This window comes from Mycobacterium neumannii (assembly GCF_002245615.1).
GTDB lineage: Bacteria > Actinomycetota > Actinomycetes > Mycobacteriales > Mycobacteriaceae > Mycobacterium > Mycobacterium neumannii_A.
The window spans coordinates 19,172-34,439 of sequence record NZ_NKCO01000006.1 but is presented as its reverse complement, the minus strand read 5'-3'; the positions used below and the strand labels follow the sequence as shown (position 1 = coordinate 34,439).

Annotated in this window: 17 protein-coding genes; 12 read left to right on the top strand and 5 right to left on the bottom strand. The window is 66.9% G+C overall.

Annotated elements, in window-relative coordinates; translation table 11 throughout:
* Window positions 1-132: 132 nt before the first annotated feature.
* The 3 genes from secY to map are packed head-to-tail and all read left to right on the top strand — an operon-like array spanning window position 133 to window position 2,818.
* A complete protein-coding gene (gene secY, locus CEX88_RS09485; RefSeq protein WP_066849450.1) occupies window positions 133-1,473 on the top strand; it encodes a preprotein translocase subunit SecY in 1,341 nt (446 codons plus the stop codon).
* The gene (locus CEX88_RS09480) at window positions 1,470-2,018 is read left to right on the top strand and encodes an adenylate kinase (RefSeq protein WP_094293300.1); all 549 of its coding nucleotides are present in this window, start codon (window positions 1,470-1,472) and stop codon (window positions 2,016-2,018) included. The genes secY and CEX88_RS09480 overlap by 4 nt, the downstream gene beginning before the upstream one ends.
* Before the next feature lie 5 nt (window positions 2,019-2,023).
* Window positions 2,024-2,818 carry a type I methionyl aminopeptidase gene (map, locus tag CEX88_RS09475; RefSeq protein ID WP_066849445.1) on the top strand — a complete coding sequence of 265 codons (795 nt, stop codon included), beginning with the start codon at window positions 2,024-2,026 and terminating at the stop codon, window positions 2,816-2,818.
* 30 nt (window positions 2,819-2,848) lie between these two features.
* Here map and CEX88_RS09470 read toward each other — a convergent pair whose 3' ends face one another.
* Window positions 2,849-4,339, bottom strand: coding sequence for a catalase (locus CEX88_RS09470; RefSeq protein WP_094293415.1), 1,491 nt, complete (start codon window positions 4,337-4,339; stop codon window positions 2,849-2,851).
* Window positions 4,340-4,351: 12 nt separating this feature from the next.
* Entirely contained in the window at window positions 4,352-4,783 is a 432-nt protein-coding gene (locus CEX88_RS09465; protein ID WP_094293299.1) for a Fur family transcriptional regulator, read from the bottom strand.
* Between the two features lie 158 nt (window positions 4,784-4,941).
* Here CEX88_RS09465 and CEX88_RS09460 point away from each other — a divergent pair, with 158 nt between their 5' ends.
* The 8 genes from CEX88_RS09460 (at window position 4,942) to CEX88_RS09425 (ending at window position 11,731) form a co-directional block, all read left to right on the top strand.
* Complete coding sequence (locus CEX88_RS09460; RefSeq protein WP_094293298.1) at window positions 4,942-5,403, top strand: MarR family winged helix-turn-helix transcriptional regulator; 462 nt, start codon at window positions 4,942-4,944, stop codon at window positions 5,401-5,403.
* A 62-nt stretch (window positions 5,404-5,465) separates the two neighbouring features.
* Window positions 5,466-5,981 carry a sigma-70 family RNA polymerase sigma factor gene (locus tag CEX88_RS09455; protein ID WP_094293414.1) on the top strand — a complete coding sequence of 172 codons (516 nt, stop codon included), beginning with the start codon at window positions 5,466-5,468 and terminating at the stop codon, window positions 5,979-5,981.
* Window positions 5,978-6,703, top strand: coding sequence for an anti-sigma factor family protein (locus CEX88_RS09450; protein ID WP_094293297.1), 726 nt, complete (start codon window positions 5,978-5,980; stop codon window positions 6,701-6,703). The genes CEX88_RS09455 and CEX88_RS09450 overlap by 4 nt, the downstream gene beginning before the upstream one ends.
* A gap of 71 nt (window positions 6,704-6,774) precedes the next feature.
* Window positions 6,775-8,481 carry a thiamine pyrophosphate-binding protein gene (locus CEX88_RS09445; RefSeq protein ID WP_094293296.1) on the top strand — a complete coding sequence of 569 codons (1,707 nt, stop codon included), beginning with the start codon at window positions 6,775-6,777 and terminating at the stop codon, window positions 8,479-8,481.
* Window positions 8,462-9,127 (top strand): hypothetical protein, encoded by a 666-nt coding sequence (locus tag CEX88_RS09440; RefSeq protein WP_066849429.1) that lies wholly within the window; start codon window positions 8,462-8,464, stop codon window positions 9,125-9,127. The genes CEX88_RS09445 and CEX88_RS09440 overlap by 20 nt, the downstream gene beginning before the upstream one ends.
* Before the next feature lie 7 nt (window positions 9,128-9,134).
* Window positions 9,135-10,145, top strand: a complete 1,011-nt coding sequence (locus CEX88_RS09435) for a 3-oxoacyl-ACP synthase III family protein (RefSeq protein WP_094293295.1) — start codon at window positions 9,135-9,137, stop codon at window positions 10,143-10,145.
* Complete coding sequence (locus CEX88_RS09430; protein ID WP_094293413.1) at window positions 10,145-11,179, top strand: pyridoxal phosphate-dependent aminotransferase; 1,035 nt, start codon at window positions 10,145-10,147, stop codon at window positions 11,177-11,179. The genes CEX88_RS09435 and CEX88_RS09430 overlap by 1 nt, the downstream gene beginning before the upstream one ends.
* A 39-nt stretch (window positions 11,180-11,218) precedes the next feature.
* Window positions 11,219-11,731 (top strand): MarR family transcriptional regulator, encoded by a 513-nt coding sequence (locus CEX88_RS09425; protein ID WP_066849427.1) that lies wholly within the window; start codon window positions 11,219-11,221, stop codon window positions 11,729-11,731.
* Window positions 11,732-11,747: 16 nt separating this feature from the next.
* Here the strand turns inward: CEX88_RS09425 and CEX88_RS09420 are convergent, their stop codons facing one another.
* Entirely contained in the window at window positions 11,748-12,704 is a 957-nt protein-coding gene (locus CEX88_RS09420; protein WP_238382021.1) for an NmrA/HSCARG family protein, read from the bottom strand.
* A gap of 88 nt (window positions 12,705-12,792) precedes the next feature.
* On the opposite strand from CEX88_RS09420, the gene CEX88_RS09415 reads away from it, so the two are divergent.
* A complete protein-coding gene (locus CEX88_RS09415; RefSeq protein WP_094293293.1) occupies window positions 12,793-13,269 on the top strand; it encodes a MarR family winged helix-turn-helix transcriptional regulator in 477 nt (158 codons plus the stop codon).
* Between the two features lie 7 nt (window positions 13,270-13,276).
* On the opposite strand, the gene CEX88_RS09410 is transcribed toward CEX88_RS09415, so the two are convergent.
* Window positions 13,277-14,515: a GAF domain-containing sensor histidine kinase gene (locus tag CEX88_RS09410; protein WP_094293292.1), complete on the bottom strand. Its 1,239-nt coding sequence runs from the start codon at window positions 14,513-14,515 to the stop codon at window positions 13,277-13,279.
* Window positions 14,512-15,174, bottom strand: a complete 663-nt coding sequence (locus tag CEX88_RS09405; RefSeq protein WP_066849419.1) for a response regulator — start codon at window positions 15,172-15,174, stop codon at window positions 14,512-14,514. Before CEX88_RS09405 ends, CEX88_RS09410 begins: the two co-directional genes overlap by 4 nt.
* Between the last annotated feature and the right edge of the window lie 94 nt (window positions 15,175-15,268).

Below are 15,268 nucleotides of genomic sequence, written 5' to 3'. Positions count from 1 at the left end.
GTAGACTGTTTGACGGGTAACTCTGCAGGCTGCGCGCTTGGCGGGGGTCCGCACACGACTTAACCACGACGCTGGTCGAATCCAGCCCCATCCGCACGCCGCGATCAACAGGCCGGCTGCGCAGGAGGAAGAGTGCTTTCGGCTTTCATCTCATCACTGCGGACGGTCGACCTGAGGCGAAAGATCCTGTTCACCCTCGGCATCGTGATCCTCTACCGGGTCGGGGCCGCGATCCCGTCTCCGGGGGTGAACTACCCGAACGTGCAGGAGTGCATCGCGGAGGTCACCGGCGGTGAGTCCGGCCAGATCTACTCGCTGATCAACCTGTTCTCCGGCGGCGCGTTGCTGCAGTTGTCGGTGTTCGCCGTCGGTGTGATGCCTTACATCACCGCGAGCATCATCGTGCAGCTGCTGACCGTGGTGATCCCGCGTTTCGAGCAGCTGCGTAAGGAAGGCCAGTCCGGCCAGGCCAAGATGACGCAGTACACGCGCTATCTGGCCATTGCGCTGGCCATCCTCCAGAGCACCAGCATCGTGGCGCTGGCGGCCAACGGCGGCCTGCTTCAGGGCTGCTCGCTGGACATCATCCAGGGCCAGCACGAGGGTCTGAACATCTTCACCCTCGTGGTGATGGTGCTGGTGATGACCGCGGGCGCGGCGCTGGTGATGTGGATGGGCGAGCTGGTCACCGAGCGCGGCATCGGCAACGGCATGTCGCTGATCATCTTCGCGAGCATCGCGTCGGCGATCCCGGGTGAGGGTCAGACCATCCTCGAGAGCCGCGGCGGCCTGGTGTTCGCGCTGGTGTGCGCCGGTGCGCTGGCGATCATCGTCGGCGTGGTGTTCGTCGAGCAGGGCCAGCGCCGAATCCCTGTGCAGTACGCCAAGCGGATGGTCGGCCGCAAGATGTACGGCGGCACGTCGACGTACCTGCCGTTGAAGGTGAACCAGGCAGGCGTCATCCCGGTGATCTTCGCCTCGTCGCTGATCTACATCCCGCAGCTCATCACCCAGCTCATCCAGAGCGGAAGCTCGAATCCGAACAGCACCAACTGGTGGAACACGTTCGTCGCGAACTACCTGACAGATCCCAGCAGCCTGGCCTACATCGGCGTCTACTTCGCGCTGATCGTGTTCTTCACCTACTTCTACGTCTCCATCACGTTCAACCCCGATGAGCGGGCCGACGAGATGAAGAAGTTCGGCGGCTTCATCCCCGGCATCCGGCCAGGCAAGCCGACGGCGGACTACCTGCGTTATGTGCTGAGCCGGATCACCCTTCCAGGTTCGATCTACCTGGGTCTGATCGCCGTGCTGCCGAACCTGTTCCTCTCCGTGGGGAGCAGCGGGCCCGTGCAGAACCTGCCGTTCGGTGGTGTGGGCGTACTGATCCTCGTCGGGGTCGGATTGGATACCGTCAAACAGATCGAGAGCCAGCTGATGCAGCGCAATTACGAAGGGTTCCTGAAGTGAGAGTCGTTCTGCTCGGACCGCCCGGCGCCGGCAAGGGAACACAGGCCCAGAAGCTCTCCGAGAAGCTCGGAATTCCGCAGATCTCGACCGGCGACCTCTTCCGCAAGAACATCGGCGACGGCACCCCGCTGGGGCTGGAAGCCAAGAAATACCTCGACGCCGGCGACCTGGTGCCATCGGAGCTGACGAACAAGCTGGTCGAGGACCGCATCGAACAGCCGGACGCGGCCGACGGGTTCATCCTCGACGGCTACCCCCGCTCCGTGGAGCAGGCCAAGGCGCTGGACGACATGCTCAAGCGCCACGACACCAAGCTCGACGCGGTGCTGGAGTTCAAGGTCTCCGAGGACGAGCTGTTCAAGCGTCTCAAGTCCCGCGGCCGCGAAGACGACACCGAAGGCGTGATCCGCAACCGCATGCAGGTCTATCGCGACGAGACCTACCCCCTGCTCGAGTACTACAGCAGCAACAACCTGAAGCAAGTCGACGCGGTCGGCGCCCTCGACGAGGTTTTCGCGCGCGCACTGCAGGCGCTCGGTAAGTAGCGGATATGGGCCTGATGGGCCTGCGCGGACGCAAGGTCGTACCGCAGCGCACCCCCGATGAACTCGACGCGATGGCCGTCGCGGGAGCCTTGGTGGCGTCGGCGCTGGCCGCGGTCCGTCAGGCCGCCGCCCCCGGCGTGACCACTATGGCGCTCGACGAGGTCGCCGAGTCGGTGATTCGCGACGGCGGAGGTGTGCCCTCCTTCCTCGGCTACCACGGATATCCCGCGAGCATCTGTTCCTCGGTCAATGACCGTGTGGTGCACGGCATTCCGTCTGCGGCAGAAACCCTGGCGCCCGGGGACCTGGTGTCCATCGACTGCGGGGCGATCGTCGACGGCTGGCACGGCGACTCGGCCATCACGTTCGGGGTCGGGACGCTGATCCCGGTCGACGAGGCGTTGTCGCAGGCCACCAAGGAAGCCATGGAGGCAGGCGCGTCCGCGATGGTGCCCGGCAACCGGCTCACCGACGTTTCACACGCCATCGAGACCGCGGCGCGCGCCGCCGAGAACCGATACGGCCGCAAGTTCTTCATCGTCGACGGTTACGGCGGCCACGGCATCGGACGGCAGATGCACATGGACCCGTTCCTGCCCAACGAGGGCGCGCCCGGCCGCGGCCCCTATCTGGCGGTCGGTTCGGTGCTGGCCATCGAGCCGATGCTGACGCTGGGCACCACCAGGACCGTGATCCTCGAGGACGAGTGGACCGTCGTGACCGCAGACGGATCGCGGGCGGCCCACTGGGAGCACACCGTGGCCGTCACCGAGGACGGGCCGCGGATCCTCACTCAGTAGGCCGCCCGCCCGAAAATCATCTAAGGGCGGTTAGCCCTCGCCCATACCCTGCACGGGTTCGGGTGCGGCGTCCCCGCGGACCGCCTTCTCGATCCGGGCGCCCAGATCGTCGTCGACGTTGCGCCAGTACTCCAGCGACCGGTCGAGCACCTCGCCGGTCACCCCGTCGAGGCTGCCCGCGATCGTCTCGACCGCCGCGGTGCGTTGCGCGTCGTTCCACACCTTGCGCACCATCATGCCGGGCTGGCCGAAGTCGTCGTCCTCGGCGTGCAACGCGTAGGCCGAGCGCACCAGTTCGGCGTCTGCCTCCCAGCCGTCCTCGGCCGGGCCGGTGGTGTCCGACCACGGACGTCCGCCGCTGTTGGGCGCGTAAACCGGTGCCGCGCCGGAGTGGTGGTAAGTCATCTGGCCGTCGAACATGTAGGAGTTCATCGGCACCCCGTCGCGCGGCTGGTTCACCGGCAGCTGGTGGAAGTTGGTGCCGATCCGGTTGCGCTGCGCGTCGCTGTAGGCGAACGCGCGGCCGAGCAGCATCTTGTCCGGCGACAGGCCGATACCCGGCACCGTGTTACCCGGGGAGAACGCCGCCTGTTCGATCTGGGCGAAGAAGTTCTCCGGGTTGCGGTTGAGCGTGAAGCTGCCGACCGGAATCAGCGGGTAGTCCGCGTGCGGCCACACCTTGGTCAGGTCGAACGGGTTGAACCGGTAATCGGCCGCCTCGGCATACGGCATCACCTGCACCGAGAGCCGCCAGCTTGGGTGCTCTCCCCGGTTGATCGCATCGAAGAGGTCCCGGCGATGGAAGTCGCTGTCCTCACCGGCCAGGGCGGCGGCCTCGTCGTTGGTGAGGAACTCCATGCCCTGGTCGGTGTGGAAGTGGTACTTCACCCAGAACTTCTCGCCTGCGGCGTTGACCCACATGTAGGTGTGCGAGCCGTAGCCGTTCATGTGGCGCCAGGTCCGTGGCAGGCCGCGCTCACCCATCAGGTAGGTCACCTGGTGGGCGGACTCGGGGTTCAAACTCCAGAAATCCCACTGCATCTGCGAGGACCGCAGGCCGGAGTCGGGCAGCCGCTTCTGGCTGCGGATGAAATGGGGGAACTTCATCGGGTCGCGGACGAAGAAGATCGGCGTATTGTTGCCGACCAGGTCGTAGTTGCCTTCTGAGGTGTAGAACTTCAGCGAGTATCCGCGCACATCCCGCCAGGTGTCCGGGCTGCCCTGCTCACCGGCCACTGTCGAAAACCGAATCAGCAGATCGGTTTTCGCGCCCTTCTGGAACAGGGCGGCCTTGGTGAATTGCGAGACGTCCTCGGTGGCGGTGAACACCCCGAAGGCGCCGGAGCCCTTGGCGTGCGGGCTGCGTTCGGGGACACGCTCACGGTTGAAGTGGGCCATCTGCTCCAGGAAATGCACGTCGTGCAGGACGAGTGGTCCGTTCGAGCCGACGCTGAGACTATTGCGGTCGCTGAAAGCCGGTGCGCCGGTGCCGGTGGTGGAGCCGAATTTCGAAGCGGTCATCAGAATCTCCATTCAAATGGGTTGTGTGCTGCCATTGCAGTCGGGGCATAGGCCCCAGAAAGTCACTTCGGCCTCGTCGATCGCGTATTCGGTTGCACCGTCGGCATGTAGGCACGGGGCCCGCCCGGTGGCGCACTCGACGTCGTCGATGGCGCCGCACGATCGACAGACCACGTGGTGATGGTTGTCGCCGGTCTGCAGTTCGAAGCGGGCGCGTGAGCCGGCCGGTTCGACGCGGCGTAACAAGCCCGCGCCGGTGAGGGCGTAGAGCACGTCGTAAACCGCTTGTGTCGACAGCGATCCGATGCGCCGACGCGCTCCGGCGGCGATCTCTTCGACGTCGGCGTGCGGATGCTTCTGGACCTCGGCGAGCACCGCGAGTCGGGGTTTGGTGATTCGCAGCCCCGCGGCGCGCAGATCGTCGTGCCAACGACTCACGGACATGCGGCCCCTCCGAATACTTGAACCAGTCAAGTTTCTAGTCTGCCTCAATCCCTTGCATTACGCAAGTCTTGCAAAAAGCAATACCTAGGAGGTCGGCAGTGCTGATTGGGTGCGCCCGCGTGCGACAATTTCGGCATGCACCCGCCCGGAATACCGACGTGACCAAGACACCAAAAGAAGAGCTGACGGCGTTCGAGGTGGCGGCCAGGGATTTGGTGGGCCTGGCGCTGCGCAGTGTCGAAGAGGTAGACGTCTCGCTGCCGCAGTTCCGGTTGCTCGCGGTGTTGCAACAGCGCGGGCGATCGACGTCGACTGAATGCGCCAAGGCGCTCGGAGTGGTCGGATCCACGGTGACGCGTCTGGCCGACCGACTGCATGCCTCTGGCCACCTGGTGCGCGGCTCGGATCCGTCGAACCGCAGCGTCGTCACCCTGGAGTTGACCGCTTCGGGCCGCAAACTGGTGCGGCAGGTCACCGCTCGTCGGCGCCGCGATCTGGCCCGGGTGCTCGACCACATCGACCCGGCCGAGCGGGCGGCGTGTGCGGCGGTGCTGCGCACCCTGCATGAGCGGTTCGCCGACAGCCAGGCAGGCGCCCGGCGCAACTCCGTCCCGCTGTGAGGATGCAGCGCCGATACTGAACCGGATGACCGCCAACCTCGTGTCTAGGGCGGAGGGTGATTTTGGACGACCCGGACGCGACCGTCATGCGGGTGCTCTATGCCGAGCACGCCGCCGCGATCTGGCGCTATGCGGTCCGGCTGACCGGCGATACGGCCCGGGCGGAGGATGTGGTGCAGGAGACGCTACTGCGGGCGTGGCGACACCCCGAGGTGACGGCCGACTCCTCGAGGTCGGCGCGGCCGTGGTTGTTCACCGTGGCCCGCAACCTCATCATCGACGAGACGCGCAGTGCCCGCTTCCGTAGCGAATCCGGCACCGCCGACATGGAGACGACCGCGGACCGGGCCGGGCCCGACGAGGTGGAGGCTGCGTTGAACCGAATGATGCTCGGCGAAGCCATCGGTGCGCTGTCTGATGAGCATCGCGCGGTCATCAGCCGCGCGTACTACCAGGGCTGGACAACGGCGCAGATCGCAGCCGACCTCCACATCGCCGAGGGCACCGTGAAGTCACGGCTGCACTACGGGGTACGAGCGCTCAAGCTCAAGTTGGAAGAGATGGGGGTGACACGGTGACGGCATTTGAACCCGTCCTCGGCCGGGCGGACGACGATCGGTACGCCACGTGGGACGCCGCCTACGTCCTGGGCTCGCTGACCGAACAGGACCGCCGCGAGTACGAGGCACATCTTGCGACCTGTGAGCGCTGCACGGCGGCGGTCGCCGAACTGCGCGACATCTCCACTCTGCTGAGCACGGTCGAACCCGCCGAGTTCGACGGCCACGCACCCGCGCACCCAGAACCCCCGCCGGAACTGTTGAGCGGGCTGTTGGACAGGGTGCGCGCGCGACGCAGGCGGTCGCGGTGGATGACCTCGGCCGCCATCGGTCTGGCCGCCGCGGTGCTGGCGCTCGGCATCGCGATCGCGGTCCGTCCGGAGGCGTTCGGGTTGCAGACCGCTACACCGCCGCAGGCGTCGGGTCAGCAACTGGAGATGGCCAAGGTTTCCGAGACGCCGATCAACGCGACCATCTCGATGACGGGGTACGGCTGGGGCACTCGAATCGACATGGCATGCACCTACGGCGACTGGGGCCAACGCGATGCGCCGCCCCAGAACCTGGGGATGGTTGTGGTGGGACACGACGGCAGCCGCAACCAAGTGGCGACGTGGCTGGGGCTGTCGGGCGCTACCGCACTGCCGAGCGCCACCACGCCGATGCAGATGGACGAAATCGCTGCCGTGCAACTGGTTTCACCCGACTCCGGTGAAGTGCTTCTCGAGCGTTCGCTGTGAATGTTCTGAACCGATGAACTCCACGTGCCCGCGCACCGTGTAACTCGCTGAAGTCCGAAAGCAGGTGAGAGATGGGCCACCGAGTCGTCGACCACATCGTCGAGTACCTTGCGGCGATCGGCGTGCGGTTCATCTTCGGTGTCGACGGTGCCAACATCGAAGATCTGTACGACGCGGCGTATTTCCGTTCCGACATCGACGCCGTACTCGCCAAGCACGAGTTCTCCGCTGCCACCATGGCCGACGGATACAGCCGCGGCGGCTGCGGAATCGGCGTGGTGGCGGCAACGTCGGGTGGCGGCTGCTTGAACACCGTTCCCGCACTGGGGGAAGCGTTGGCCAGCCGAGTGCCGGTGCTGGCGTTGATCGGACAACCGCCGAGCGCACTCGACGGTCGAGGCGCGTTCCAGGACACCAGCGGCCGCAACGGGGCACTCGATGCGCACGCGCTGTTCTCGGCGGTGTCGGTGCACTGTCGGCGGATACTCACGCCCGCGGACATCGTGACCGCACTTCCCGCAGCGATCGAGGCCGCGGCGGCCCGGCGAGGGCCGTCGGTGCTGTTGCTACCCAAGGACATCCAGCAAGCCGAGGTGCCGGTCAACGGCGGCGCGGTGGTCGGTGGGCGCGCCGGTGTGGCACCGGCTGCCCCGCATGCGGTCGCACGTGCGCTTCGGAGAGCCGAGGGCCCCGTCACGATCATCGCGGGAGAACAGGTTGCCCGCGACGACGCGCGTGCCGAACTCGAGGCGCTGCGAGCGCTGCTGCGCGCCCGGGTGGCCACCGTGCCCGACGCAAAGGACGCCGCGGGCACACCGGGGATGGGATCGTCGTCGGCGCTGGGCGTGACCGGGGTGATGGGTCATCCGACCATCGCCTCGGCCGTGGCCGACAGTGGGGTGTGCCTCCTGGTGGGCACCAGGATGACGCTGACGGCGCGGGCCGGCCTCGAGAACGCCCTGGCCGCGGTTCCCGTGTTCTCGATCGGCTCCGCCCCACCGTATCTCGCGTGCACCCACGCGCACACCGACGATCTGCGCACCTCGCTGGCGGCGCTCACCGACGCGCTGTCAGGTGCGGGCCGGCCTGCGCGCCTGCGGGTGCCCGACGCGGTGAAGCGGGACGAGTTGCAGCCGCCGCCCCATCACGGAACCGGCATCCGGTATCGCGACGCGATGGTCGCGCTCGACGCGACGCTGCCCGACGGGGTGGACATCGTGGTCGATGCGGGCAATATCGGGGCGGCGGCGATTCATCACCTGCCGGTGCGGCGCGACGGCCGGTTCGTCGTCGCGCTCGGCATGGGGGGCATGGGATACAGCTTCGGCGCGGGAATCGGAATGGCCTTCGGACGGGGCAGGCGGACGCTGGTGATAGCGGGCGACGGTAGTTTCCTCATGCACGGCATGGAGATTCACACCGCGCGCGAGTACGGGCTGCCGGTCACGTTCCTGCTGTTCGACAACCACGCGCACGCGATGTGCCTCACCCGCGAGCAGCTGTTCTACGGCGATCGCTACAGCTACAACCGGTTCGGGCCGAGCCGGTTGGGGGCCGGCCTTGGCGCGATGTTCCCGGGACTGCCCGCCGCCGACATCGAGGACGTCGCATCGCTGCCCGCCGCACTCACAGCCGCGCTCGAGACCGACGGCCCCGCCGTCATCAGCATCGAATGTTGCGCCGACGAGATCCCGCCGTTCGCGGCGTTCCTCGACCGAGTCAACGTCAAACCACCCGCCGCAGAGGAGATCCGCAACCATGTCCCTGCCCGCCCTTGACGACATCACCACCCATCGCGGCACTGGCGAGCCGCTCGACGGCCTCATCCGCGTCGAGACGTCACCGCGTGAGAAGGCCACCCCGATCATCATGGAGATGATGCGGTCGGTCTATCCGCACGACTCCGTCTACGGCGAGTACTGCACCGTCAACGAGTACGTCGACTGTCCACCCGGCGCGTTGTTCGAATACCTCTCCGACACAAGGTGTCTGGAGGAATGGACCTACAGCCTGCGCGGTTTCACCCCCACCGAGGAACCAGGGCTGTGGGTGGCCTACGACCGGCTGGGCTCGCAGACGCAGATCTTCACCCGCACGGTCGCCAACGATGCGGCCATGACGGTGGATTACCACTGCGCGTGGGATCAGGGCAGGCACCTGTGGATGATCTACCTGATGCGCGTCGTCGATGCGCAGGTCGTGTTCGACAAACCCGGTTCGGTGGTGCTGTGGACCAACTGTCATCACCCGTTCTACGACCGCAACCCGTATCCGGAGTCGGCCCCGCCCGAGCGACCCGTATGGGTGGGCGACTTCTGGGACATGTTCGGTCCCGGCCACCTGCTCGAGCTGCGCAATCTCAAGGCGATCGCCGAGTACCGGCACCGCAACGGCCTTCCTGTGACGCCCGATTGGATGAGGTGAGTTCGGTATGACCGTCAGCCTTCTGGACGTATCGACGTACCTGCCCGGTGAGCCGATCGGCGCCGAATACTATGCGCAGTTCGCCGAATCCGACGATCTGCGGGACAGCATGATGTTCCGCGCCCCCAGATTCCGCCACCACGTCGCGCCCGACGAGACCGCCGTCGACATGGTCGAGCGGGCGGCCGCCGGCCTGATCGAGCGTCACGGCCAGGACGCCGTCGCCGGCGCCGACGTCCTGATCACCCACACGCAGATGCCCGACGTCCCGTTCTACGGTGGCGGCGGCGCCATGGCGCACCGACTCGGTATGAAGCCGACATGGGTGCTCGATCTGCACAACGGCGGCTGCGCGGCGTTCGTGTTCGGGCTGCAGGTGGCGCGGCAGCTGCTGTCCTCCGGCGCGGGACGCACGGCGCTGGTCGCCGTCGCGCAGAACGCCGCCGGTCAGGTCTTCGACCAACCGCAGGTGCGGCGCAAGGCGCAGGCATCGGTGCCGGGCGACGGCGCGGCCGTCGGCCTGGTGGCGGTGTCGGAGCAGTCACCGATCCTCGACGTCGAATGTCGTACCTACGGCGAGTTCGCCGGCGATATGACGATCGCGTCCGACCCGCCGCGCAAGTGGTGGCAGCCGGGTCCGGGGGAGGGCTACATCGGTTTCACCGAAAGCAAGATCACCAAGGTGCTGGCGCGAGGCAACCGGCAGGTTCCCGAGGTGTCGTACGCGGTATGCGACCGCATCGGGATCAAGCCCCCCGATCTAAGTCTGCTCGTCACCAACCAGCCGAACCGGGTGTTCTTGCGCAACTGGCGAGAAGCGCTCGAACTCCCGCCCGAGCGTCACATCGACACCTTCGACCAGTGCGGCAACCTGTTCGCCGCGGGCATTCCGGTCAACCTCGATCGTGCGATCGACAGCGGAAGACTAAAACCGGGGGAGGTCGTGTTGATGGCGGCGTTCGCCCACGCCGGTGATTTCGCCGGGGCGGCCGCAGTGCGGTGGGGCGGCCGCGGCTGATGTCCGAACCGATGCACAGGGGAGCGGAGGCGCTCGGCGCGCTACCCACCTCATTGGACCCGATGGCGCTGTCGCTCAACGAGAATCCCTTCCCGCCACTGCCGTCCGTGCGGTCGGCGCTGAGCGCCTCGATCGAGGCAGCCAACCGGTATCCGGAGTACCTGCCAGAGCGGCTGCGCTCGCTGATCGCCGGACACACGGGCCTGTGCGACGAGCAGGTCGTGGTCGGGGCCGGCGCCACCGGTGTGATCATGCAGGTGTTGCATGCGGTGACGGATCCCGGCGATCGAATCGTCATGGCCACGCCGACGTTCGACGGATATCCGATCTTCGCGCAGATGGCGCGGCTGGAATCGGTCCCCGTTGCGCTGGACGCGCACGGTCACCACGATCTCGACGCGATGGTGTGGGCCGCGACCGGTGCCAGGGTCGTGGTGGTGTGCCGTCCGCACAACCCGACCGGCACAGTCGAGCACGGCGCCGAACTCGAGCGGTTCCTTCGGCGCCTGTCGCCGGAGACGGTGGTCCTTCTCGACGAGGCATACGCGGAGTTCCTGGCGCCGGAGTGCCGCATGGACGCCGTCGGATTGGTCGCGCGGCACCCCAATGTGGTGGTGCTGCGGACGTTTTCGAAGGCCTACGGGTTGGCCGGACTCCGGATCGGGTACGGCTTCTGCGCCCCACAGCTGGCCCGCAGGCTGTGGAGCATGCAACTGCCTTTTGGTGTCGCGATCACCGCACTCGTTGCGGTCGCGGCGTCGTTTGACGCGGAAGCCGAGCTGTGTCAACGCATCCGGATGATCACCAGCGAGCGTCGACACCTGCGCATGCGGCTGCGGTCCATGGGGGTGTACAGCACCGAGAGCAACGCCAACTTCGTCTACGTGCCGGACTGTGGCCGTGGCTGGGGGCAGGTCTTCGAGACGAACGGAGTGCGTGTCCGGCAGTACGCCGACGGTGGCGTGCGCATCACCGTGGGAGACCGCAGATCCACCCGCGCCGTGGTGGCCGCGGTCGCCCAGGCCATGCGCTGAAATCTGCTGACCGCGCCGATCGATGCGGTATGAAGAGGCGTGGCCCCCCAACCGTCGCGGCAGGATGACCATGACCCGATCGCGCTCGCGCGGGCCAACTGGGAGCGTTGCGGGTGGGGCGAGGTCGCCGACGGCATGGTCGCCGTGACATCGGTGATGCGGGCCCACCAGATCCTGCTGGCGCGCGTCGAAAGCGCACTTCGACCCTACGATCTGAGCTTTTCGCGGTTCGAGTTGCTGAGGCTGTTGGCGTTCACCCGCAACGGCGCGCTGCCGATCACCAAGGCCTCCGATCGGCTGCAGGTGCACGTCACCAGCGTCACGCACGCGATTCGGCGACTGGAGGGCGACGGTCTCGTCGAGCGGATTCCCCATCCGACCGACGGGCGCACCACGCTGGTTCAGATCACCGACCTCGGCCGCTCGACGGTCGAGGACGCCACGGTGACGTTGAACAACGAGGTCTTCGCCGACATCGGAATGTCGAGCGCCGAGTCGCGGGCCCTGGCCGATTCGATCCAGACGCTGCGCCGCAACTCCGGGGACTTCTAGGTCCGGTCGGTGCTGGTCATGCCGCGTTCTGCCGCGTCACCCAGTCGCGGAAGGACAACAGCTCGGGGTTCAGCGTCCGCACGAACGCCAGATCGCGCGCAGCGGTGAACCGTTCGGAGTCCTCGGCGTAGAACTGGAACATGTTGCCCATCTCGATAGCGCCGGGGAAGTCCATGGCGCGCAGCTCATCCCAGGACTGCGGTCGATAAGCCACCGGTTCGCCGTGCAGCCTCGAGAGTTCGGCGGCGAACTCCTCGCCGGTCAAGTGGTCACCGGCGATGCTCACGGTCTGGCCGATGAACTCCGGACCTCGCTTGAAGATGCCGAGTGCGGTTCGGCCGATGTCACCGACGGCGATCGCCGCCATCGGCCGGTCCGCCATCGGCAGCGTGAGCACCAGGTGCCCGTCGGGATCGCGGACCGGTTGCAGGTCGGAGAGGAACCCCTCGTAGAACCCGGCTGTCCGGAGAAACGTCGTGGGCACGCGGCGTTCGGCGAAGAGGGCGTCGGCCTCTGCCTTCGCGTCGAAGTGCGGCACCTTGTATCGTCCCTCGACCGTCGGCACCCGTGCGTCGTCGCCGAAGTGGTCCCGGGTGTCCTCCAAGGTCGACCAGATGACGTGCGCCACGTCCGCTGACTTCGCCGCGCGCGCCGCGGTTTCGGCTTGGTACAGCTCCGATTCCGCCCTGGTGCGGACCGCTTCCTCTTCTGCCGTCCGCTCCGCCCAGTAATTGGTGACGACGAACGCCGCCTCGGCTCCGTCGAAGGCGCGCTGCATGCCCGTGAGGTCATACAGGTCGGCCTCGACGACTTCAGCGCCCGCTGCGGCAAGCCGCTTTGCCTGCGTGGACTGCGGGTTGCGCGTCACTGCACGGACCGAGAACTTCCCGCTCGGATCGGCGAGGATCGCTCGGGCCAGTCCGCCGCCCTGTTTGCCGGTCGCTCCCACAACGGTGATCACATGCTGAGCCATGGTCATCTCCTTCTAGGTTGATACGTCAACCCAATCCAGGGTAGTCGGTCGGGTTGATATGTCAACTCGGTCCGGTAGGATCGTCGCCATGGCTGGTAGAGGGCGGCTGACCGAGGAAGAACTGGGCGCCTGGCGCGCATTCGTGACGATGCAGCACAAGCTCGAGCGTCACCTGGTGATGCATCTGCAGCGCGAGTTCGGGCTCTCGGATTCCGACTTCGAGATTTTGGTCAACCTGTCGGAGGCACCCAAGGGGCGGATGCGCGCGTACGAGCTCGGCAAAGCCACCCACTGGGAGAAGACCCGGCTGTCACACCACCTGACCCGGATGCAGAAGCGCGGCCTGATCCGCAGGGAGGAGTCGACCGGTCGCTACCCCGACATCGTGCTGACCGACACCGGCCGCGCGGCGATCAAGGCGTCCGCACCGGCCAACGCGGAACGGGTGCGCGAACTGTTCATCGACGTGCTCGGCCCGAAGCGCCTTGCGGCATTTCGTGAAGCGTCCGAAGACGTGATCGCCGGCATCGAGGAGCACCTGGCGAAGGCCTGCACCCTCGAGTGATGCGGGCCTACTCCAGCACGGTCGGCAGCGGAATCGTCGCCGTCACCGCCGTCCCCGCTCCCGGACGGGACCGGATGTTGAGCCGACCGCCGACGATCTCGGCGCGCTCGGCCATCGACAGCAGGCCGTAGCCGCCCATGTCGTCGCCGCCCAGCGGATGTTCGAAGGTATCGAAACCCACTCCGTCGTCGACGATTTCGAGACGTGCGACATCACCGCTGTCGCCGGGGTCGACGGCGAACGTCAGCCGGGCCGACGCGGCCTTGGCGTGTTTGACGACGTTCTGCAGGCACTCCTGTGCGATGCGGTACAGCGCGAGCTCGATGTGGTCGGGGAGGCGGCGCTCCGCCAGATCCACCTCGATGCCGATCTGCGGTATCGATCGGGCGAGGCTGGCCAGTCCGCCGGCCAGTCCGAGGTCGTCGAGAACCGGCGGGCGCAACCCGCTGATCGCCGCGCGGGCCTCCTGCAGCGTCAGGTCGACCAACTCGCGTGCCTTGCCGAGCTGTTCGGCGACGATCGCGGGTTCGTCGGATCGGGTCGCGGCGTCCAACCGATAGGACAAGGTGACCAGCCGCTGCGAGATACCGTCGTGGATATCGCCTGCAAGCCTTCGCCGTTCGAGCTCCTGAGCCTCGATCACCTGCTCGACGAAATTCTCGTGGGCCCGTTCGCGGGCCACCAGCTGCCGGTGCAGCCGGGCCTGGTGCATGGCCCCTGCGATGAGCCTGCCGATCACCACGAGCAACTCGACGTCGCGCTCGGTGAAATCGCGGCGCTCCACGGTGTGCACGTTCAGCACGCCGACAAGGCCGCCCGGGTCGGTCTCCATCGGCACCGACACCATCGACGTGAAATCGCGGCCCCGCAGCGACTGAAACGGCATGTAGCGCGGATCGGACTCCTTGTCCTGCGTGATCACCACCGGCTCTCGGTGGCTGGCGACCCAACCCGAGATGCCCTGGCCCAGAGGCAGTCTGATCTTTCCTATCTCGGCGTCGAACGGCGGTGTGGCACCGGCCAGCGTGAGTGACCGGTCGCTGTCGTCGAGGACGTGCACGAAGCACACGTCGCTGGCGGTGGCCGCAGTGATCATCCGCGCGGCCGCGGCGGCCAGCGGTTCGACACCCGGACCCTTGGACGCGGCCTGGATCAGTTCGCGCAGCAGTGCCAGCTCGCGGTCGGCGGCCAGCGCGTACTGGCTCAGCTCCCGCACCGCGTCCGACGGACCCGATTCCGTCGTCACTTGAAGATTCCCTCGCGCAGGGCCGTCGCGACGGCGCCGGTGCGGTCGCTGACACCGAGCTTGCGGTAAATCGAGCTGAGGTGGGTCTTGACCGTCTCGTCCCCGATCACCAGCTTGGCCGCGATCGCCCGGTTGGACAGCCCGTTGACGACGAGCGAGAGGATCTCACTCTCACGCTGGGTCAACCCCTGGCGCGCGCCCGGCCAGAACTCGTCGCGCTGAAGCCGCGCTGCGGTGTCGACGGCCCTGGCCGCCATGCCCGGGTCGATCGCGGTCTCGCCGCGGTGGACGAACTCCAACTGCCGTACCAGTTCGTCGCTGCTGATGCTCTTGAGCAGATATCCGGACGCCCCGACGCGAAGGGCCTGGAACAGGTACTGCTCGTCGTCGTAGACCGACAGCATGACGATCTTGCGGTCGGCGTTGCGTTCGCGCAGTTCGGCGCACAGGTCCAGGCCGCTGGCACCCTGCATCCGCACATCGCACAGCACGATGTCGGGATCGAGATCGTCGATGACCGCGGCCGCGCGTTCGGCGCCGACGGCCTGCCCGACAACCTGCACCCGGTCGGCGAACGCCGCGAGCATGGCCTTGAGGCCCTCGATGACCATTTCGTGGTCGTCGACCAGCACAAGACGTACCGGTGGGCTGCTCGGCATGCACCTACCTTAGAGGTGCCATTTCCCAGGTGAAGCATGTCGGCGGGGTGCGGCGGGCCGAAGCGGCACCGTCGATCCCCCGATTGGGGGAGGA